This window comes from Niveispirillum sp. KHB5.9 (assembly GCF_048066115.1).
In the GTDB taxonomy this organism is placed as follows: Bacteria; Pseudomonadota; Alphaproteobacteria; order Azospirillales; family Azospirillaceae; genus Niveispirillum.
In genome coordinates this window covers 47,595-66,445 of sequence record NZ_JBLTYX010000012.1, presented here as the reverse complement: position 1 = coordinate 66,445, position 18,851 = coordinate 47,595, and the positions used below count along the sequence as shown (strand labels likewise).

Annotated in this window: 15 protein-coding genes; 8 read left to right on the top strand and 7 right to left on the bottom strand. The window is 63.3% G+C overall.

The features are described 5' to 3' along the window. The first annotated feature begins 7 nt into the window (after positions 1 to 7). Positions 8 to 1,960 carry an FAD-dependent oxidoreductase gene (locus ACM9HJ_RS19025; protein ID WP_416573340.1) on the top strand — a complete coding sequence of 651 codons (1,953 nt, stop codon included), beginning with the start codon at positions 8 to 10 and terminating at the stop codon, positions 1,958 to 1,960. Here ACM9HJ_RS19025 and ACM9HJ_RS19020 read toward each other — a convergent pair. The 7 genes from ACM9HJ_RS19020 to ACM9HJ_RS18990 form a co-directional block, all read right to left on the bottom strand. Then, positions 1,957 to 2,991, bottom strand: a complete 1,035-nt coding sequence (locus ACM9HJ_RS19020; protein WP_416573339.1) for a serine hydrolase domain-containing protein — start codon at positions 2,989 to 2,991, stop codon at positions 1,957 to 1,959. The genes ACM9HJ_RS19025 and ACM9HJ_RS19020 overlap by 4 nt on opposite strands. Positions 2,992 to 3,047: 56 nt before the next feature. Then, positions 3,048 to 4,457, bottom strand: coding sequence for a DegQ family serine endoprotease (locus ACM9HJ_RS19015; protein ID WP_416573338.1), 1,410 nt, complete (start codon positions 4,455 to 4,457; stop codon positions 3,048 to 3,050). 30 nt (positions 4,458 to 4,487) lie between these two features. Beyond that, complete coding sequence (locus tag ACM9HJ_RS19010) at positions 4,488 to 4,748, bottom strand: hypothetical protein (protein ID WP_416573337.1); 261 nt, start codon at positions 4,746 to 4,748, stop codon at positions 4,488 to 4,490. A 442-nt stretch (positions 4,749 to 5,190) separates the two neighbouring features. Beyond that, positions 5,191 to 6,390, bottom strand: a complete 1,200-nt coding sequence (locus tag ACM9HJ_RS19005) for an NAD(P)/FAD-dependent oxidoreductase (protein ID WP_416573463.1) — start codon at positions 6,388 to 6,390, stop codon at positions 5,191 to 5,193. A 31-nt stretch (positions 6,391 to 6,421) separates the two neighbouring features. Then, complete coding sequence (locus ACM9HJ_RS19000; RefSeq protein WP_416573336.1) at positions 6,422 to 7,843, bottom strand: pentapeptide repeat-containing protein; 1,422 nt, start codon at positions 7,841 to 7,843, stop codon at positions 6,422 to 6,424. Between the two features lie 132 nt (positions 7,844 to 7,975). Continuing rightward, positions 7,976 to 8,395 (bottom strand): alternative ribosome rescue aminoacyl-tRNA hydrolase ArfB, encoded by a 420-nt coding sequence (gene arfB / locus ACM9HJ_RS18995; RefSeq protein ID WP_416573335.1) that lies wholly within the window; start codon positions 8,393 to 8,395, stop codon positions 7,976 to 7,978. 51 nt (positions 8,396 to 8,446) lie between these two features. After that, on the bottom strand, positions 8,447 to 8,872 hold the full coding sequence (locus tag ACM9HJ_RS18990; RefSeq protein ID WP_416573334.1) for a hypothetical protein: 426 nt from the start codon (positions 8,870 to 8,872) through the stop codon (positions 8,447 to 8,449). 485 nt (positions 8,873 to 9,357) lie between these two features. Between ACM9HJ_RS18990 and ACM9HJ_RS18985 the strand changes: the two genes are divergently transcribed. The 7 genes from ACM9HJ_RS18985 (at position 9,358) to ACM9HJ_RS18955 (ending at position 18,849) form a co-directional block, all read left to right on the top strand. After that, on the top strand, positions 9,358 to 10,632 hold the full coding sequence (locus ACM9HJ_RS18985) for a type III PLP-dependent enzyme (RefSeq protein WP_416573333.1): 1,275 nt from the start codon (positions 9,358 to 9,360) through the stop codon (positions 10,630 to 10,632). Between the two features lie 420 nt (positions 10,633 to 11,052). Continuing rightward, entirely contained in the window at positions 11,053 to 12,480 is a 1,428-nt protein-coding gene (locus tag ACM9HJ_RS18980) for a homospermidine synthase (protein ID WP_416573332.1), read from the top strand. 118 nt (positions 12,481 to 12,598) lie between these two features. After that, a complete protein-coding gene (locus ACM9HJ_RS18975; protein ID WP_416573331.1) occupies positions 12,599 to 13,744 on the top strand; it encodes a ParA family protein in 1,146 nt (381 codons plus the stop codon). Between the two features lie 4 nt (positions 13,745 to 13,748). Beyond that, entirely contained in the window at positions 13,749 to 14,630 is an 882-nt protein-coding gene (locus tag ACM9HJ_RS18970; protein ID WP_416573330.1) for an SIR2 family protein, read from the top strand. A 210-nt stretch (positions 14,631 to 14,840) separates the two neighbouring features. Further along, positions 14,841 to 16,193, top strand: coding sequence for an amidohydrolase (locus tag ACM9HJ_RS18965; RefSeq protein WP_416573329.1), 1,353 nt, complete (start codon positions 14,841 to 14,843; stop codon positions 16,191 to 16,193). Between the two features lie 14 nt (positions 16,194 to 16,207). After that, positions 16,208 to 17,524, top strand: coding sequence for an amidohydrolase (locus tag ACM9HJ_RS18960; protein ID WP_416573328.1), 1,317 nt, complete (start codon positions 16,208 to 16,210; stop codon positions 17,522 to 17,524). A 20-nt stretch (positions 17,525 to 17,544) separates the two neighbouring features. After that, the gene (locus tag ACM9HJ_RS18955) at positions 17,545 to 18,849 is read left to right on the top strand and encodes an amidohydrolase (RefSeq protein ID WP_416573327.1); all 1,305 of its coding nucleotides are present in this window, start codon (positions 17,545 to 17,547) and stop codon (positions 18,847 to 18,849) included. The last annotated feature ends 2 nt before the right edge of the window (positions 18,850 to 18,851 follow it).

Here is an 18,851-nt window from a genome sequence, read left to right as displayed (position 1 = left end):
GCACGCCATGGGTACCGGATATGATCATCTGTTCCGCCCGCTTACCGTGGGCGACATGAAGCTGCGCAACCGCGTGATGCTGCCGCCCCATGCCAGTGCCGTGGGCAATCTCTGGGGGACGGAGGCGGAGGCGGAGCGCAACATCGCCTATTGGGCCTCGCGCGCCAATGCCGGGGCCGGCTGGATCGACGGCATCACCGGCTTCATCGAAAACCCGCTGCCGCCGGGGTTCGAACCGACGGGGGTGGGCGCCATGAAGCATGGCGTCTTCCGCCTGCCGCATTATCTGGAGCGGGCCGGGGCTTATGCGGCGGCGGTGCATGCCGAAGGGGCGGCGGCCACCACCCAGATGGTGATCCAGGGCGGCATGCCGCACGCGCCCGGCACCGGCCTGTCCGGTCCCCTGATCAATCAGGTGCCGCATGCCCTGGATCGGGACGAAATCCGCTGGTTCGTCAAAGAATACCGATTCTCCGCGTCGCAGGCGCAGAAAGCCGGGCTGGACGGGGTGGAACTGCACGCCAACCATGATGATCTGATGGAATGGTTCCTCTCGCCGCTGACCAACCGACGCGAGGATGCGTATGGTGGGTCGTTCGACCGGCGCATGCGTTTCATCACGGAAATCCTGACCGAAATCCGCGACGTCACGGGACCCGGCTTCACAATCGGCATCCGTATGAATATGAGCGAGGGGGAACCGGGCGGGTACGATCTGGAGGGCGGGGCGGCCATCGCCGGCTGGCTGGCCGATCGGAAGCTGGTCGATTACGTGCATCTTGTGATGGGCAGCCCCTGGGGCGATCCATCCTATATCCAGCCACACCATTATCCCGATGGCGGCTGGGCGGCACAGACGGCGGCCTATCGCCGGGCCCTGTCCATCCCCATCGTCTATACCGGCCGCATCACCGCGCCGGACGTGGCGGAGCGGGCACTGGCGGCCGGCCATGCCGACGTGCTGGGCATGGCGCGGGCGCATTTCGCCGACGGCGAATTGCTGGCCAAGGCCAAAGCCGGCCGCACGGCGGATATCCGCCCCTGCATCGGCTGCAACGAATGCATCAGCCGGCGCTATGTGGAGAACCTGCCGTTTGCCTGCGCCGTCAATCCCGACGCGGGACGGGAGGTGGAGGGCAGGTTGCCGCGCGTGGCGGAGCCCAGGCGCCTGCTGGTGGTGGGCGGCGGGCCGGCCGGCCTGGAACTGGCCATGCGCGCGGCTGAACGCGGGCACAGGGTCAGCCTGTGGGAGGCGGCAGACCGGCTGGGCGGGCAGGTCAGGCTGGCGGCGAAACTGCCGACGCAGGAGGGGTTCCTGGACTGGATCGAGTATCTGGAGCGGCGGCTGGCGCAACTGGATGTGGATGTCAGGCTGAACCACCACGCCGATACCGACAATGTGCTGGCCGCCGGCATGGACATGGTGGCAGTGGCCACGGGGGCCGGTGCCCGCTGGCCGGATATCGAGGGGTTGGACCAGCCCTTCGTGCATGATGTCCGCGCCGTACTGGCGGGTGGGGTGGAACTGGGGCGGCGGGTGCATGTCATCGTGCAGGATGACCATTCCACGCCCCTGGCCCTGGCCGACCTGTTGGCCGGGCGCGGGCATGATGTGACGCTGCTGTACCAGACGCCGGGGCCGGCGCCGCTGGTCGGACGCTATACGCTGGGCGCGTTCCTGGCCCGGCTGTCGCGCGGCGGGGTGCGGTTCCGCCATCAGGCCCAGGCGCTGGCGATCGAGCCGGGGTGCATACGCCTGCGCAATGTCTTCTCCTTCCAGGAGGAGGCAGCGGAAGACGTGGACAGCGTGGTTCTGGCCTGCGGGTCGGTGGCCGAGGCGGGGCTTTATGCCGACCTGAAGGGACGGCAGAGGGGGCTGCACCTGCTGGGCGACGCGTTCGCGCCCCGGCGGATCGTCTTCGCCACCCAGCAGGCCTATGCGCTGGCGGCGCGGCTTTAACCGCCCGCCGCCAAGGTCAGCGCCCGGATGATGGATTTCCAATCGTCCACCACGCGGGGCAGGCGCGACTTGACCATCAGCAGGATGGACAGGTCGCGCCCCCGGTCGATGCGCGGCCAGGTGCCGAAGGCGCCGGGGCTGGAGATGATCGGGCAGGACCCGTCACCCTCGATCGCCTCACACCACAGGCCGATGCCATAGCCCTTCATGGCATCGGCCGCATCCGGCTGTTCGCGCCGTTCGGCCGTGCCGATGCGGTCATGTTCCATGGCGGGGAAAAGGTCGGGCGGCAGCAGGCGGCGCTCATCCTGCGTCAGCCCCTGGCGGGTGATCAGCAGCAGGATGCGTTCATAATCATCGGGGCTGGCGATCAGGCCGCCGGCCACGCCCCACTGGTCGCCCCAGCGACAGACGGGCGACAGGCCCAGCGGATCGGCGATCAACCGACGGAACAGGCTGTTCCAGTCGGCCCCACCCGCCTGTTCGGCCAGATAGGCGGCCACCTGCATCGACACGCCGGCATAGGCGAAGACCTGCCCCGGCTGCCCGATCAGGTCCATCTCCGCCAGCCCCTTCGCGGCGGCCGTGGGCGTGGGATAGCGCCGATCCTGGCGGATGGGGCCGATGGCGGACAGGGCGGAGGTGTGGCTCATCAGCTGCGCCAGGGTGATGGCGGATGCCGGACCGGACGCTACCAGCCCGGCTTGGCCCAGGGTCAGGTCCAGGCGCAGCTTGCCCTGCCCCACAAGGGCCATGATCACCAGCCCCGCCACCCATTTGCTGGCCGAGGCCACTTGGATCGCCGTGCCCGGCCCGATAGTGCCGAAATAGCCCCGGTAAAGCACCTTGCCGCGGTGATGGGCCACAGCCGCCACCCCGTCCAGCCGGTGGCGGCGGATGGCGCCCTGGATCAGGCTTGTCACCTGCGGCAGGTCGGGCGATGTGGGATCGATCGGGGCAGCGCCCGCCCGTGCCAAGGGCAGGAACGGGCTTGCAGCCAGCAGGGACAGGATCAGGCGGCGGCTGTGCATGAGGACACCTCGGCTGAGCGACTATCCTGATACGCGCCGCCGCCGGAACCCCTGCCTCAGCCACCCACCGTCGTGGTCAGCGTCTGGTCGCCGCGGCGCACGGCGATCGTCCAGCGACGAACCTGGGCGACCAGGGCCGAATCCAGATCACCCACGCGGCGGATATCGGCATTGTTGACCGACAGCACCACGTCGCCGGGCCGCAGGCCCAGGCTGGCCGCGGGCGTGCCGCGCCCGACCTCCAGCACCACCACGCCACTGTCGGCCCCGTCGAAGCGCAGTTCCTCCACCAGAGCCGGGTTCAGGTTGGCAACCTTGGCGCCGGACAGCGGGTTGCGGCCGGCCAGCGTGGTCTCCTGACGCGCCGGTTCCTCCGGCGGACCGATCAGGCGCAGGGGAAGGCTGGTTTCCCGCCCATTGCGCAGCACGGTGATGGTGGTATTGCCGCCCACGCCCAGCGTGGCCACGCGGTAGCGCATGCTGTCCGGGTCGTCCACGGCCTTGCCATTGACGGCGGTGACCACGTCACCGACCTTCAGCCCCGCCTGATCGGCAGGGCCACCCTTGCGCACCTGGTTGATCAGCACGCCGGCCGGGCGCGGCAGCCCCATGGAGGCGGCGATGTCGCTGGTCACCGGCTGGCCGCCGGCACCGATCCAGGGACGGACCAGCTTGCCGCCATTGCGCACAGCCTCCACGACGGTGCGCACCATGTTGGCGGGGATGGCGAAACCGATGCCGATGGACCCGCCCGACCGGCTGTAGATGGCGGTATTGATGCCGACCAGCCGCCCATCCATGCCGATCAGGGCGCCGCCGGAATTACCGGGATTGATGGCGGCATCGGTCTGGATGAAGAAGTTGTAGTCGGAGATGCCCACGGCGGTGCGGGCCACGGCCGACACGATGCCGCTGGTCACCGTCTGGCCCACGCCGAACGGGTTGCCGATGGCCAGGACCAGGTCCCCCACCTCCAGATCGTCGCTGTCATGCATCTCCAATACGGGCAGCTTTTCCTTGCCCGGATCGATGCGCAGGACGGCCAGATCCACCTGTTCGTCCGTGGTCACCAGCCTGGCGGCGAATTCGCGGCGGTCGGCCAGGACCACGGTGATCTCGTCACTATCCTTGATGACATGGGCATTGGTGACGATCAGCCCGTCCGCCCCCAGGATCACGCCCGAGCCCAGGCTGCTTTCCACCCGTTCGCGCGGGATGCCGGACAAGGCCTCCCCGAAGAAGCGCTGGAACAGGGGGTCCTGCAACAGGGGGGAGATGCGCTGCTGCACCCGGCGCTTGGTGTAGATGTTCACGACCGCCGGGCCGGACTGCTTCACCAGGGGGGAGAAGGACATCATCATGTCGGCGCGGCTGGCCGGCACGGTCTGGGCCAGAGCCGGAACGGGGGCCAGCAGCAGGGCGGCCAGCGACAGGGCCGCCAGAGGGGGGGCGAGAAACTTCATCATCACATCCCGGAGAATGGGTCGCGCATCAGCTCAGCAACGGGCCTGGCAGCTCTGCAGTTCCGCCTTGCAGGTGGCACCCATGCCGTAATCGGTGCGCCCGACCTGGGAAGTGTTGCCGGGGCTGGCCGATTGCTGGTCCATGCAGATGTTGTTGTCGCGGTTGCACTGCGCCAGGCAGGCGCGGCGCGGGTCCAGCCCCTCGCGGGATTCGCGCTGGGCGGGGGCGGCCATGCAGCCGGCTAGGCTGGCCAGGGCCAGCAGGGCGGTGGCGACGCGGACGGCGTTGTTCATGATGGGGCTTCCAAGAGGGGACCTGGGCGGCATCCTAGGCCGATCGGCCCAGCGCGCAACAGGGATGGTTGTCGCGGGCAAAGATGGCGGCTGTGGGGCGGGCCCATCGGCCTCATCACAATATCGTGCACAAGTTTATGCAATTTCCCTTAAACGGAATATGAATTTCTGTCAGAAACGAAAACGGCGGCCCGGATTGGCCGGACCGCCGTCAACGGAGGTAAAGAGGCATGACTAAGCTGCCCTTTATCCTGTTGCTCCGGGTTCCGATCTGGGGGCGGCATGTGTTGCACGTCACCATCCTGATCAACCGGGCATAAGGAGGGTGGGCCGGTGTTAGCACCACCGTCCCACCTTCTCCCGACTATAAGACAAATCTTCCCGTCTGACCAGAAAGACCTTCAACCAGCACACCAATATCACCGACGGGGCGCAAGAGGGCTCAGGCCGCCATGCCCGCCGCATGGCCGCTGGACCAGGCCCATTGGAAGTTATACCCGCCCAGCCAGCCGGTGACGTCCACCGCCTCCCCCACCACATAGAGGCCGGGGATTTTCTTCGCTTCCATGGTCTTGGATGACAGCTCGGCCGTATCCACCCCGCCCAGCGTCACCTCCGCCGTGCGATAGCCTTCGGTGCCATCCGGATGCACCGTCCAGGCATGCAGGGCAGCTGCCACGGCCATCAGGTCGGCATCCTTCAGGTCGGCCATCGGCCGGCTGATCAGTGGCGCCGGGCCGATCAGGGCCGTCTCGAACAGCCGCTCGGCAAAGCGACGCGGCAGCAGTTCGCCCAGTACCGTCTTCAGTTCCGCCTTGTGCCGGGTGCGCTTCAGGCCCTTCAGATGCTCGGCCAGGGGCAGGTCGGGCGACAGATCGATGGCGACCCCCTGCTCCGGCCGCCAATAGGAGGATATCTGCAGGATCGACGGGCCGGACAGGCCGCGATGGGTGATCAGCAGCGCTTCGCGGAACCGTCCCTTGCCGCAGGAAACCGTGGCCTCCAGCGGCACGCCGGACAGGTCCTTCAGCTTTTCCAGTTCCGCCGGAGCGAAGGTCAGCGGCACCAGGGCCGGGCGCGGTTCCACCAGCGACAGGCCCCATTTGCGGGCCAGGATGAAGGCGAAATCGGTCGCCCCCATCTTGGGGATCGACGGACCGCCCGTGGCCAGGATGAAGCTGTCGGATGTGAAACTGCCTTGACTGGTAGTGAGAGAGAACCCGCCTTCCCCCTTCGCCACATCGTCGATGTGGCAGGATGTCCGTATCTCCACCCCGGCATCGGCGCATTCATCCAGCAGCATGCCCAGAATGCGGCCAGCGCCATCGTCGCAGAACAGCTGGCCCAGCTTCTTCTCATGCCAGCCGATGCCGTGGCGTTCGACCAATCCGATGAAATCATGCTGCGTATGCCGCTTCAGCGCGGAGATGCAGAAATGCGGGTTGGCGGAGAGATACCGGTCGGGCCTGGCATCCAGGTTGGTGAAGTTGCAGCGCCCGCCGCCGGAGATCAGGATCTTCTTCCCCACCTTCTCCGCATGGTCGATGACCAGCACGCGCCGCCCGCGGCGCCCGGCGAAGATGGCGGCGTAAAGTCCGGCAGCCCCACCACCGGCGATGATGATGTCGTAATGGGTATTCATCACGGCTCGGTACCAGGGAACGGAACCGGGATCAATCGTCCCCTTCCAGATCGTCCAGATCGGGCAGGCCCTTGGCGTTGGCCAGCTTGCACTTGGCAAAATCCACGCCACGCAGGTCGGCATTGGTCAGGTTGGCGTCCGACAGGTCCGCGCCCTTGATGGAAACGTTGCGGATCTGGGCCTGGCGCAGATCGGCACCCGACAGGTTGGCACCCGACAGATCGGCGCCGACCAGGATGGCCTTGCCCAGCCGGGCACGTTCCATGTTGGTCTGCCAGTCATGGCCCTGGATATTGATGGGCGAGGCCAGCACGCCGGTCATGTCCGCGCCCACCATCATGGTACGGATCATGCGGGCGCCCCGCATGTTGGAATTGCGCAGATTGGCCCCGCGCAGGTCGGCCGACGACAGGTCCGCCATCAGCAGGGCCGAACGCGACAGGTTGGCGTTGCGCAACACGGCGCCGCGGAAGATGCCGGCCGACAGGGTCATGCGCGACAGATCCAGGCCCGTCAGGTCCTTGCCCGACAGGTCCAGCTGCTTGCCCGCCGCACCGTTGGTTTCGATCCATTTGGCGTGTGCCGTCAGCATGTCGGCCAGGCTTTCCTCCATCCCGGCCAGCTGCTCGATGGTCTTCACATCTTCCAGATTGGCCAGCGTCAGATCGACCCCGTCCAGGATGGCACCGATCAGGTTGGCACCCTTCAGGTTGGCGTGGCGCAGGATGGCGCCGGTCATGATGGCGCCCTCCAGGTTCGCGCCCTCCAGGTTCGCCTCCGTCAGGTCGCAGCTGGTCAGGTCGCAGCCGGTCAGGTTGCTGTCGGCCAGGTTGGCCTTGACCAGGATCGACCCACGCAGATCGGCGTCGCGCAGGTCGGTCTGCATCACGAAACTATCGGACAGCCGCGCCTTGGACAGGGTGGCGCGCATGATGACGGCCTTGGACAGGTCCGCCTCCGCCGTGGCCTGCACCGACACCAGTTCGCCATTGCGGGCCAGCGCCAGGGTGCCGTTGCGGAAATCGCAGGAGGTCAGGTTGCAGCTGATCATGACGGCACCGCGCAGGATGGCGCCACGCATGTCGGCCGCCGTCAGGTCGGCATGCATCAGATCGGCCTCCGCCAGATCGGCGGCATAGAAATTGGTCATGCGCAGGTCGGCTCCGCGCAGCAGCGTGTTGTGCAGCTTGGCCCCGGTGAAATCGGCCGATGCCAGCACCGCCCCCGACAGGTCCAGGTTGGACAGTTCGCACAGCTTGAAATGCGCCCGCACGCCGGTGACGCGCTGTTCCACGAAGGCCTGATGCTGCTTCAGCATCACGTCCAGGTCGTTCTGCACGATCTTGTTGCGATAGACGCCCAGACGTTCATCCAGGAGCGAGGGCGATTTCTGGATCGCCACCTTGCTGAGGTCGGTCCTGGAGGAATTGTCGGTACGGGTGAACTTCGACATGGATGGGGCAAAGCCTGGAAACCGGGCCGGAAACGCCCGGCCGCCCTTGTGAACGCATTAAGACATGAGCCTTGCCTGACGCAAAGGGGTATTGCTGATGGTTAGGGCCGCGTCACGAGAAGATCACGCAGGTCAATCCATCGAAACCTTGCCGCGCATCTTCTTGACGTCCGAGCGCGTGGCCTTGCCGTCCAGCCGCCGGGTCTTCGATGCCAGGGTGGGCCGCGTCGGCCTGCGCGGCGCCTGGCGTTCCGCCGCCTTGGCCAATATCTCCACCAGCCGGGTCCGCGCATCCTCGCGATTACGCTCCTGGCTGCGGTGGGATTGGGCCACCAGGACCAGCACGCCGTCGGCCGTCAGCTTGCGTCCCGCTACCCCGCGCACCCGCTGTTTCAGCCAATCGGGCAGGGAGGGCGAATTGGCCACGTCGAAACGCAGCTGCACCGCCGTTTCCACCTTGTTGACATTCTGCCCGCCCGGACCGCCGGCGCGCAGGAAACTCTCCTGCAGCTCCTCCTCGTCAATGGCGATATAGGGGGTGATGGGGATCATGGTTCCGGTTCCGTGCATCTTCCCGCCAACAACAGGAAAGATGGGCTGTCGTCAAGGCCCCGGCGGCGGGGGCGGCTTGCGCGCCGGCACGGGTGAGGATTGCGCCGGGGTCGGCGCGCCCTTCTTGCGACCATGGGTGATGCGCGGTTCCGGCGGATCGATGCGCGGCGGGGCCGGGCCGTCCACTGTCGCGGCGGGCGGCATGGACGGTGGCGGGTCCTGCAGGGCGCGCTGTGCGCGGTTGGCATCCAGGCGCAGGCTGTTCGCCTCGCGCTGGCGCATCGGATCGGGGTTGGGGCGGAGCGACAGGTCGGACTGGCCGCGCAGACTGTCCACCCGCATCCGGTCCTGCTCGGCCTGTGCCGGGCTGGGGGGCGTGCCGATCTGGGGCGGTGGCGACAGCAGCGGGTTCTCCTGCGCCCCGGCGGCAACCGGGGACAGGGCGGAAAGGGCGGAAAGCGCCAGCGGGAGAAGCATTCTGCGCATGGTCAGCATATAGGCCGGACTGTCCCGCCCGCACAGGGGTGGAGACAGATATGCGGAAGAGGGGGAAATCGACCCTTGCGCACCCGCGCATTCGCATGGATAAGATTATTTCACGACGCACCCGCACGTGCCCCTGGCCCTTGGCCATGCAACGACGTCAGGCGTCCTTTTTGGCAGCACCGGTCGACAGTGGGCCGGTACCCCGAGAGGGATAGTCACATGAACGCCGTTACGCCTTTCAAGGCCATGGTCCGGTAAGGACCCATCTGGCCCGCCTCGTCCGTTGACGCTTTGGGTCCCCCAGGCCCGGCAATCACGACGCGGAACCAGAACTCCAGATCACCGCAATGCCGGCCGGCAGGTCCGTACCGCCGCCGCCATCTTTCCATATTCACGCCCCATATTCCGCCATGGATCGCGCACATTGCCCGCGCATCCTGTTGGCTTGGGGTGTCTGTCCCTGGGGGACGTCGTACATGGCCAAGATCCGTTTCCGCACCCCAAGCCGTTTCCGCACCGCCGTTGCACCGCTGCGCCGCAGCCATACCCGCACCAATGCCTTCCGCCTGCCCAGCGTCAACGAGATGGTGGCACGACTGGAACCGGCGGAACCGATGCACTGCATCCGCCCGGCCACGCTGCGCGCCACGGCCGGCCGCTTCATCGACCTGTTCGGCCAGGCCACGGGCGGCAAGGGCGATGTGCTGTATGCCGTGAAGTGCAATCCGGACCCGGCCTTCCTGCGCGGCCTGTATCATGGCGGCGTGCGCCATTTCGACTGCGCCTCGCCGGCGGAAATCCGCGTCGTGCGCCAGATGTTCTCCGATGCCGAAATCCATTACATGCACCCGGTGAAGAACCGCGCGGCCATCGCCAAGGCCTATGGCGAATATGGTGTGCGCGACTTCTCCCTGGACAGCATGGAAGAGCTGGAAAAGATCGTCGCCGTCACCGGCGGGGCCGATCTGGGCCTGTTCATCCGGCTGGCCATGCCCAAGGGCAAGGCCGCGTACGACCTGTCGGGCAAGTTCGGTGCCGGTTTCGACGATGCCGTCACCCTGCTGCGCCGCGCCCGCAATGTGGGCACCCGCGTCGGTCTGTGCTTCCATGTCGGCAGCCAGATGATGGAACCCGCCGCCTATGGCCGTGCCTTGGAACTGGCCGGCCGGGTGATCGCGGCGGCGGATGTTTCCATCGACGTGCTGGATGTCGGCGGCGGTTTCCCCGTGGCCTATCCGGACATGGACCCGCCCGACCTGACGCTGTACATGGACGAAATCGCCCGCGGCCTGAAGGCCCTGAACCTGCCCGCCACGACGCGCGTCTGGTGCGAGCCGGGCCGCGCCCTGGTGGCCGGCGGCGGGTCGGTGGTGGTGCAGGTGGAACGCCGTCGCGGGTCGGACGAGCTGTTCATCAATGACGGCGTCTATGGGAGCCTGTCGGATGCCGGCGTGCCGGGCTTCCTGTTCCCCTGCCGTCTGGTCCGCCGGTCCAGCGCGCCCCTGGCCGCGTTCAGCTTCTGGGGTCCCACCTGCGACAGTGCCGACCGCATGAAGGGCCCCTTCCTGCTGCCCGCCGATGTGCGCGAGGGTGACTGGATCGAGATCGGGCAGCTGGGGGCCTATGGCGCCACCCTGCGCACGGAATTCAACGGCTTCGATCAGGCGCATCTGGTGGAGGTCTGCGACGGCCCATTACTGGAGACGGCAGGACATGGCGTCAAGGCGCCCCTGTCCGTGGCGGTGGCCTGAACCAATCCGGTGTGGGCCGAAATATATCGCCGCCCACACCGGAAATAATGAATTCCGTGTCCGCAACGATCAGGGGCACTGCGCCGCGATCCCTAAATTCATGTGCCGCACCATGGAGATGATGCGGCAGCACGAGCAGGTGATGCGCTCGCAATTAACCAAACTGTTTCGGCGCAAGACACGAGTATTTCATAAGGATGCCATGGCGACGCATGGCACCAACGTGATACCTCTTGCTCACACCATCTTCACTAAACGCGATGCCTGATATAGCATTACGGTAGTGCCAAACCGGGCGCGGTCCCATGCGAATGGGCGGGACCGTGCCTTCAAGTTGTCCTGCATCTCGTCTGAAGCACGTCAACCCCACAAGCCATGAGGCCCCCATAGGCGGGTAATAGCCCCGGAGTTTCCACGAAAATGACCCAGTATCAGAAGCATTGTGCCCTTCCCGGGCGTCTTGTGATGGTAGGATTCGGCAGCATCGGACAAGGTGTCCTGCCGCTTATTCTGAGGCATATCGACATCAAGCCCCAGAACATCACCATCGTCACGGCGGACGAGCGCGGCCACGGTGAGGCTGACTATTTCGGCATCAAGTTCGTCAAGGAGCCGCTGACCCGGCAGAATTACCGGGCCATGCTGGAACCCCTGCTCTCCAAGGGCGATTTCCTATTGAACCTGTCGGTGGATGTCTCTTCCACCGCCCTGGTCGAGCTGTGCGCCGAACGCGGCGCGCTCTATCTCGACACCTGCATCGAGCCCTGGCCCGGTGGCTACACCGATCCCAACCTGTCGCCCAGCATGCGGTCCAACTACGCGCTGCGCGAACAGGCATTGGCCCTGCGGACCAAGCTGGGGACCAAGGGTCCCACGGCCGTGCTGACCCATGGCGCCAATCCCGGCCTGGTGTCGCATTTCGTCAAGCAGGCCCTGCTGAACATCGCGGAGGATACCGGCCGCGACGTGACCGACGTGCCGGCCGACCGCGCCGCCTGGGCCAAGCTGGCGCAGGAACTGGAGGTCAAGGTCATCCATGTCGCCGAGCGCGACACCCAGGTCTCCTCCATCCCCAAGAAGCGCGGGGAGTTCGTCAATACCTGGTCGATCGACGGCTTCATCTCCGAAGGCTGCCAGCCGGCGGAAATGGGCTGGGGCACGCATGAGGCGACGTTCCCGCCCGATGGCATCCGCCATACCTTCGGCGGTCAGGCCGGCATCATCCTGAACCGGCCCGGCGTGACCCAGCGCGTGCGTACCTGGACCCCGATGGAAGGCCCCTTCCACGGCTTCCTGATCACGCATAGCGAGGCTTTGTCGATCCCCGACTATCTGACGGTGCGCGACGATGCCGGCCAGGCGGTGTACCGCCCGACCTGCCACTACGCCTATCACCCGTGCGACGACGCCGTCAAATCGATCCACGAATTCGCCGGCAAGAACTTCGTGCAGCAGGAGACGCAGCGCCTGCTGATGAAGGAGATCATCGACGGCGTGGACGAGCTGGGCGTGCTGCTGGCCGGCCATGAGAAGGGCGCCTACTGGTACGGCTCGCAGCTGACCTGCTCGGAGGCCCGCCAGTTGGTGGAATTCAACAGCGCCACCAGCCTGCAGGTCACGGTCGCGGCATTGTCCGGCATGATCTGGGCCATCGAGAACCCCGACCGCGGCATCGTCGAAGCCGACGACATGGATTTTCAGCGCTGCCTGGATATCTGCATGCCGTATCTGGGGCCGGTGGTGGGGGCCTATACGGACTGGAACCCGCTGGAAGGGCGGAACAAGCTGTTCCCGGAGGACGTGGATACGACTGATCCGTGGCAGTTCAAGAATATTCGGGTGGTGTGAAGGCATGGGGTGTGAGGGGCGGGAGCCGAAAGGCTCCTGCTTCCATTTGCACTCAATTATGCTACATGATAGCTAAGTTAGACTATAATTTTCTTCGATGGGGAAGAGGACAGTAGACATGCCGATTAGGAATCGACGTGCAACAAAGCCCGTTAACCCTCTCACCAAATTGGACACATCAATAAAAGAAGCAATTAAGGCGCATGGACCAACAGCGATTTGTTTTTTCAATAATAAGGGCGGTGTCGGAAAGACGACATTGGTCGCAAATTTAGCCGCGGAATTGGCTCTAAATTTTGGCATGAAAGTTTTGGTCATTGATGCTGACCCACAATGTAATTTAACCCAATACGTTCTCGAAGAAGAAGAATCATTTGATATATATAGTGAGGTTAACGGTGATTTTGGCAGTATTTATAGTATTATACGACCGTTGGCTTTAGGAAAAGGATATGAAAGTGTACTACCCGTTCGCGGTTCGAAAAATTTTGGATTTGACGTCATAATCGGCGATCCTCGTCTTGCACTTCAAGAGGATTTACTTGCAAATGACTGGCGTGACGCCAAAGGCGGAGGGATGAGAGGAATCCGTACAACCTACGTCTTTGCTGATGTGGTTAACAAGGCGAAGGACATGGGATACGATTTCGTCTTCTTCGATATGGGACCGTCTTTAGGCGCGATTAATAGATCCATATTACTAGCCGTAGATTGTTTTGTTGTGCCTATGTCTATAGACATTTTTTCCCGTTGGGCTGTACGAAACATTGGCACTACTGTAGCCCATTGGCAGAAAGAGTTACGCACTGGGATTACGTTAGCAGAAGATCCATCTGAGCTTCCAGATTCCGGAAAATTGTCTTCGCTAAGATTCCTCGGCTACGTTACTCAACAGCACAAAGAAAGAGCCAAATTAGAGGAAGATATCACTTTTATCGAAACTGAAGAAAACGGCAAAACAGAGATTGAGGTTGAGTTTTCGAGCGTAAAAAAGAAAAGGATTGTACAGGCATATGAAGACATCAATGCTCAATTTCCCGCCGAAATTGCAGACAGCCTAAAGTCGTTCTATAAAAAGACTAAGATTAACCCTCATCTTGGAAATATCAGGCATCTTGGTTCCCTTGCCCCAATGTCACAAAGCCAACATACGCCAATGATCTCCATTCGAGGAAAAGGAAGCTACACACAGTTGCGAAAACAAGCACGCGATATATATAGAGAAATTGCCAGGAGATTTGGCCAGAACCTTATTGCAGATTAATCAAATGTCTATCCATAATTTCAATCAAGATTTGGTCGATGATCTTGCCAGAGGAAGAGTTGCACTCTTCCTTGGCGCAGGAGTTTCTGCCAGTGCCGTCACCACTACCGGAAATCGGATTTCTGGATGGACAGATTTTCTGGAGAAAGTTTGTACAAAGGCTCCTAAATCAATCCAGAAGACTGCGAAGAAACTAATAAAGTCAAATGATTTACTATTGGCGTGCGAATTACTCAAATCCTCTATGTCTGAAGAATGGGAATCCATTCTCATGGCGGAGTTTTCTCAAAATGCTGACCCCTCCCCATTGCATAAGTCTATCTTAGATCTTAATCAGAGAATAATAATAACAACAAACTTTGATAAACTCCTAGAGCGAGCATATGAAACTTTTAAAAATGATACTAGATTTTCTCTTATAACCCTACAATCAGTGGAAGAAGATGCTTTCCGAGCACTAAAAGATCATGATAGAAACTATATTATAAAACTACACGGAAGCATTGACCGATCCGAATCGATAATTTTTACAAAATCCGAATACATTGGGAAGGCAATATGGAATTTTCACTATAATTCTTTTTTAGAATCCATTCTATTAAATTTTACGGTTTTATTCATCGGATTTTCAATGAATGATCCGGCCGTCTCCTCCATACTTGAAATGTATGCAACGAAATACCCCAAATCTCGCCCACATTATTTGTTTACCCCAGAAAAATCAGACAAAAGTGTCGATTCCATAATGAAAAAACTCAGAAAGACTTCGATGATTTACTATGATGGCTCGGGAGGTCATGAAAAATTGCCAGCCGTCATCCAAGAACTCGCCAGAAAAATGACAGAGAGGAGAAAGGAAATATTAGCGGAAATGATTGCTCGATAACACGACGAGCCAAATCATATTAAGGATAATGTTTTGTATTTTACAACTAAATCTTGCAAAACTGATGGAAATGTAAGCGTCTCTGCTATCAGCGAATAGCCCCAAAATCCAAACAATCCCAACCCCTTCTTACCCACCAACCCCATTGCGCCCATCCCAGCCTCCTGTCACCCTCCTGCCCCAAACAAGCATCCATGCGGAGAAAAGCAAATGCGGGTCGCGGGTCGGACGATGATGAAGCGGGGACGTTTGGGGTTACTGGCGGCACTGGTGCTGCCGATGCTGGTGCCGGGGGCCCATGCGCAGACGGCGGCCACCGCTGCACCCGACATCCCCGCCTATATCAAGTCCGACGTGAAGGCGCTGGAGCCCAAGATCGTGGCCTGGCGGCGCGATATCCACCAGCATCCGGAGCTGGGCAACCGCGAGACCCGCACCGCCAAGCTGGTCGCCGACCATCTGAAGAAGCTGGGCATGGAGGTACAGACCGGAGTGGCCCATACCGGGGTCGTCGCCGTGCTGAAGGGGGCAAAGCCCGGTCCGGTCGTGGCGCTGCGCGCCGATATGGACGCGCTGCCGGTGACGGAACAGGTGGACCTGCCCTTCGCGTCGAAGGTGAAGTCCACCTATAATGGCCAGGATGTGGGCGTCATGCATGCCTGCGGCCATGACGGGCATGTCGCCATCCTGATGGGGGTGGCGGAGCTGCTGGCCAAGCGCAAGGGGGAGCTGCGGGGGACCGTCAAGTTCATCTTCCAGCCGGCCGAGGAAGGCCCGCCGGAAGGTGAGGAGGGCGGGGCCGAGCTGATGATCAAGGAAGGGGTGCTGACCAAGGACCCCAAGCCGGACGCCATTTTCGGCCTGCACCTGTTCTCCGCCGGGCGTGCCGGCACGCTGAGCTATCGTTCCGGGCCCGCCATGGCGGCGGCCGACAGTTTCCATATCAAGGTGAAGGGGCGGCAGACGCACGGCGCCTATCCCTGGGCCGGCACCGACCCGATCGTCACCGCGTCGCAGATCGTCACCGGCCTGCAGACCATCGTCAGCCGCAATGTCGAGTTGATCAAGGAGCCGGCGGTGGTGTCGGTCGGCGCCATCCATAGTGGCGTGCGCAACAACATCATCCCCGACAGCGCGGAGATGATCGGCACCATCCGCACCTTCGACCCCGCCATGCGCGAGCAGATCCACCGCCGCATCAAGGAGATCGCGGAGAATATCGCCGAAAGCCAGGGGGCGACGGCGGAGGTGAAGATCGAGCTGGGCTATCCGGTCACCGACAACAATCCCGACCTGACCGCCTGGGCCGCCCCGGTGCTGGAGAAGGTGGCCGGTGCTGCGAATGTCACGATCGGGCCCAAGGCCGGCGGGGCGGAGGATTTCAGCTATTTCCAGCAGAAGATCCCCGGCTTCTATTTCTGGGTCGGATCCACGGGGCCGGAGGTACCGCTGGACAAGGCGCCCAGCAACCATTCGCCGCTGTTCAAGGTGGATGAGGCATCGCTGCTGACCGGGGCGGAGGCGCTGGCCGCCGTCACCGTCGCCTATCTCAACAGCCATTGAGCGGAAGGGCGGCGATGCGCGGCAACCTGTGCGCGGGGGCGGCCCTGGCCGCCCTGCTGTTGACCGGCGGGGCGGGGGTGGCGGCCGAAGGGCCGACGATCCCGGCCTTCGTCAAGGGGGACGCCAAGGCGCTGGAAGACAGGATCATCGCCTGGCGGCGTGATATCCACCAGCATCCGGAGCTGGGCAACCGCGAGACGCGGACGGCCACGCTGGTCGCCGACCATCTGAAAAAGCTGGGGCTGGAGGTGCAGACCGGTGTCGCCCATACCGGCGTCGTCGCCGTGCTGCGCGGTGCCAAGCCCGGCCCGGTCGTTGCCCTGCGCGCCGATATGGATGCGCTGCCGGTGACGGAGAAGGTGGACCTGCCCTTCGCATCCAAGGTGCGCACCACCTATAATGGCCAGGAAGTGGGCGTCATGCATGCCTGCGGCCATGATACCCATGTCGCCATCTTGATGGGCGTGGCCGAACTGCTGGCCAAGCGCAAGGCGGAGATGGCCGGCACGGTGAAGTTCATCTTCCAGCCGGCCGAGGAAGGGGCGCCGGACGGGGAGGAAGGTGGGGCCGAGCTGATGGTCAGGCAGGGCGTGCTGTCCAGCGACCCCAAGCCGCAGGTGATCTTTGGCCTGCATGTCGGGTCGGATGCGCATGCGGGCGAGGTGTCGTACCGCCCCGGCCCGGCCATGGCCTCGTCCGACGAATTCAAGATCGTGGTGAAGGGGCGGCAGACGCACGGCGCCTATCCCTGGGCCGGGACCGACCCGATCGTGGCGGCGTCGGCCATCGTCAACGGCTTGCAGACCATCGTCAGCCGCAATGTCGAACTGATCAAGGAACCGGCCGTGGTGTCGGTCGGGGCCATGAATGGCGGGGTGCGCGACAATATCATTCCCGACAAGGTAGAGATGATCGGCACCATCCGCACCTTCGATGCCGGCATGCGTGCGCAGATCCACACCCGTGTGAAGGAGATCGCCACCGGCATCGCCGCTGCCCATGGGGCCACGGCCGAGGTGTCGGTCAATCTGGGCTATCCGGTCAGCGTCAATGACCCCACCCTGTCGGCCTGGGCTGTGCCCGTGCTGGAACAGGTGGCCGGCAAGGACAAGGTCAGCCTGGCGCCCAAGGCCGTGGCGGCGGAGGATTTCAGCTACTACCAGCAGCAGATCCCCGGCTTCTTCTTCTATATCGGCGTCACCGATCCGGCCACGCCGGTGGACAAGGCGGCATCCAACCATTCACCGCATTTCAAGGTGGATGAAAGCGGACTGCTGGTGGGTGCCGAATCCATGGCCGCGCTGACGCTGGCCTATCTCAATTCGCATTGACGGGGGCCGTGATGGCGGGCGTGACGAGGAAGTTGCTGCTGGGCGGTCTGGCGGTTTTGACCCTGCTGGCACCGGGGGCCGGCGCGGCGGACGTGCCGGCCTATGTGAAGGCGGACGTGAAGGCGCTGGAGCCCAAGATACTGGCTTGGCGGCGCGATATCCATCAGCACCCGGAGCTTGGCAACCGCGAGACGCGGACGGCCAAACTGGTGGCCGACCATCTGAAGAAGCTGGGGATGGAGGTGCAGACCGGGGTGGCCCATACCGGGGTCGTCGCCGTGCTGAAGGGGGCCAAGCCCGGCCCGGTCGTGGCGCTGCGCGCCGACATGGATGCCCTGCCGGTGACGGAGCAGGTGGACCTGCCCTTCGCGTCCAAGGTGAAGACTACCTATAATGGCCAGGAGGTGGGCGTCATGCATGCCTGCGGCCATGACGGGCATGTCGCCATCCTGATGGGCGTGGCGGAGCTGCTGGCCAAGCGCAGGGCGGAGCTGCCGGGCACGGTGAAGTTCATCTTCCAGCCGGCCGAGGAAGGCGCACCGGATGGCGAGGAGGGCGGGGCCGAACTGATGATCAAGCAGGGCGTGCTAGAGAGCGAGCCCAAGCCGCAGGCGATCTTCGGCCTGCATCTGGGCTCGGCCTATCATGCCGGCACCATCGCCTATCGCCCCGGTCCGGCCATGGCGGCGGCGGACACGTTCAAGATCATCGTGAAGGGGCGGCAGGCCCATGGCGGGCGGCCCTGGACGGGTGTCGATCCGCTGGTGACCTCCGCCCAGATCCTGGTGGGGCTGCAAACCATCGTCAGCCGCAATATGGAAGTGATCAAGGAACCGGCCGTGGTGACGGTGGGTGCGCTGAATGGCGGTGTGCGGTCCAACATCATCCCCGACAAGGCGGAGATGGTCGGCACCATCCGCACCTTCGACGAGGAGATGCGCAAAGAGGTCCATGCCCGCATCCGGCAGGTGGCCACCAACATCGCCGAAAGTGCCGGAGCCACGGCGGAGGTCAGCATCGAGACGGGATACCCCGTCACCGACAATGACCGCGACCTGACCGGCTGGGCCGCCCCCGTGCTGCAGCAGGTGGCGGGGCCGGGCAAGCTGGTGGTCGGCAGCAAGACGACGGGGGCGGAGGATTTCAGCTTCTTCCAGAAGAAGATCCCCGGCTTCTTCTTCTGGGTCGGGGCGACATCGCCGGATGTGGGGCTGGACAAGGTGCCGTCCAACCATTCGCCTCTGTTCAAGGTGGATGAGAGCAGCCTGACCATCGGGGCGGAGGCGCTGGCCAGCCTGACGGTGAGTTGGCTGGAAAGCCACTGACC

Excerpts from the sequence above, each read along its gene's own strand:
- ACM9HJ_RS18980 (WP_416573332.1), top strand. The coding sequence starts at position 11,053 with ATGACCCAGTATCAGAAGCATTGTGCCCTTCCCGGGCGTCTTGTGATG.
- ACM9HJ_RS19025 (WP_416573340.1), top strand. The coding sequence starts at position 8 with ATGGGTACCGGATATGATCATCTGTTCCGCCCGCTTACCGTGGGCGAC.
- ACM9HJ_RS19010 (WP_416573337.1), bottom strand. The coding sequence starts at position 4,748 with ATGAACAACGCCGTCCGCGTCGCCACCGCCCTGCTGGCCCTGGCCAGC.
- ACM9HJ_RS18970 (WP_416573330.1), top strand. The coding sequence starts at position 13,749 with ATGTCTATCCATAATTTCAATCAAGATTTGGTCGATGATCTTGCCAGA.
- ACM9HJ_RS18990 (WP_416573334.1), bottom strand. The coding sequence starts at position 8,872 with ATGCTTCTCCCGCTGGCGCTTTCCGCCCTTTCCGCCCTGTCCCCGGTT.
- ACM9HJ_RS18975 (WP_416573331.1), top strand. The coding sequence starts at position 12,599 with ATGCCGATTAGGAATCGACGTGCAACAAAGCCCGTTAACCCTCTCACC.
- ACM9HJ_RS19000 (WP_416573336.1), bottom strand. The coding sequence starts at position 7,843 with ATGTCGAAGTTCACCCGTACCGACAATTCCTCCAGGACCGACCTCAGC.
- ACM9HJ_RS19005 (WP_416573463.1), bottom strand. The coding sequence starts at position 6,390 with ATGAATACCCATTACGACATCATCATCGCCGGTGGTGGGGCTGCCGGA.
- ACM9HJ_RS18985 (WP_416573333.1), top strand. The coding sequence starts at position 9,358 with ATGGCCAAGATCCGTTTCCGCACCCCAAGCCGTTTCCGCACCGCCGTT.
- ACM9HJ_RS19015 (WP_416573338.1), bottom strand. The coding sequence starts at position 4,457 with ATGATGAAGTTTCTCGCCCCCCCTCTGGCGGCCCTGTCGCTGGCCGCC.
- ACM9HJ_RS18965 (WP_416573329.1), top strand. The coding sequence starts at position 14,841 with ATGCGGGTCGCGGGTCGGACGATGATGAAGCGGGGACGTTTGGGGTTA.
- arfB (WP_416573335.1), bottom strand. The coding sequence starts at position 8,395 with ATGATCCCCATCACCCCCTATATCGCCATTGACGAGGAGGAGCTGCAG.
- ACM9HJ_RS18960 (WP_416573328.1), top strand. The coding sequence starts at position 16,208 with ATGCGCGGCAACCTGTGCGCGGGGGCGGCCCTGGCCGCCCTGCTGTTG.
- ACM9HJ_RS19020 (WP_416573339.1), bottom strand. The coding sequence starts at position 2,991 with ATGCACAGCCGCCGCCTGATCCTGTCCCTGCTGGCTGCAAGCCCGTTC.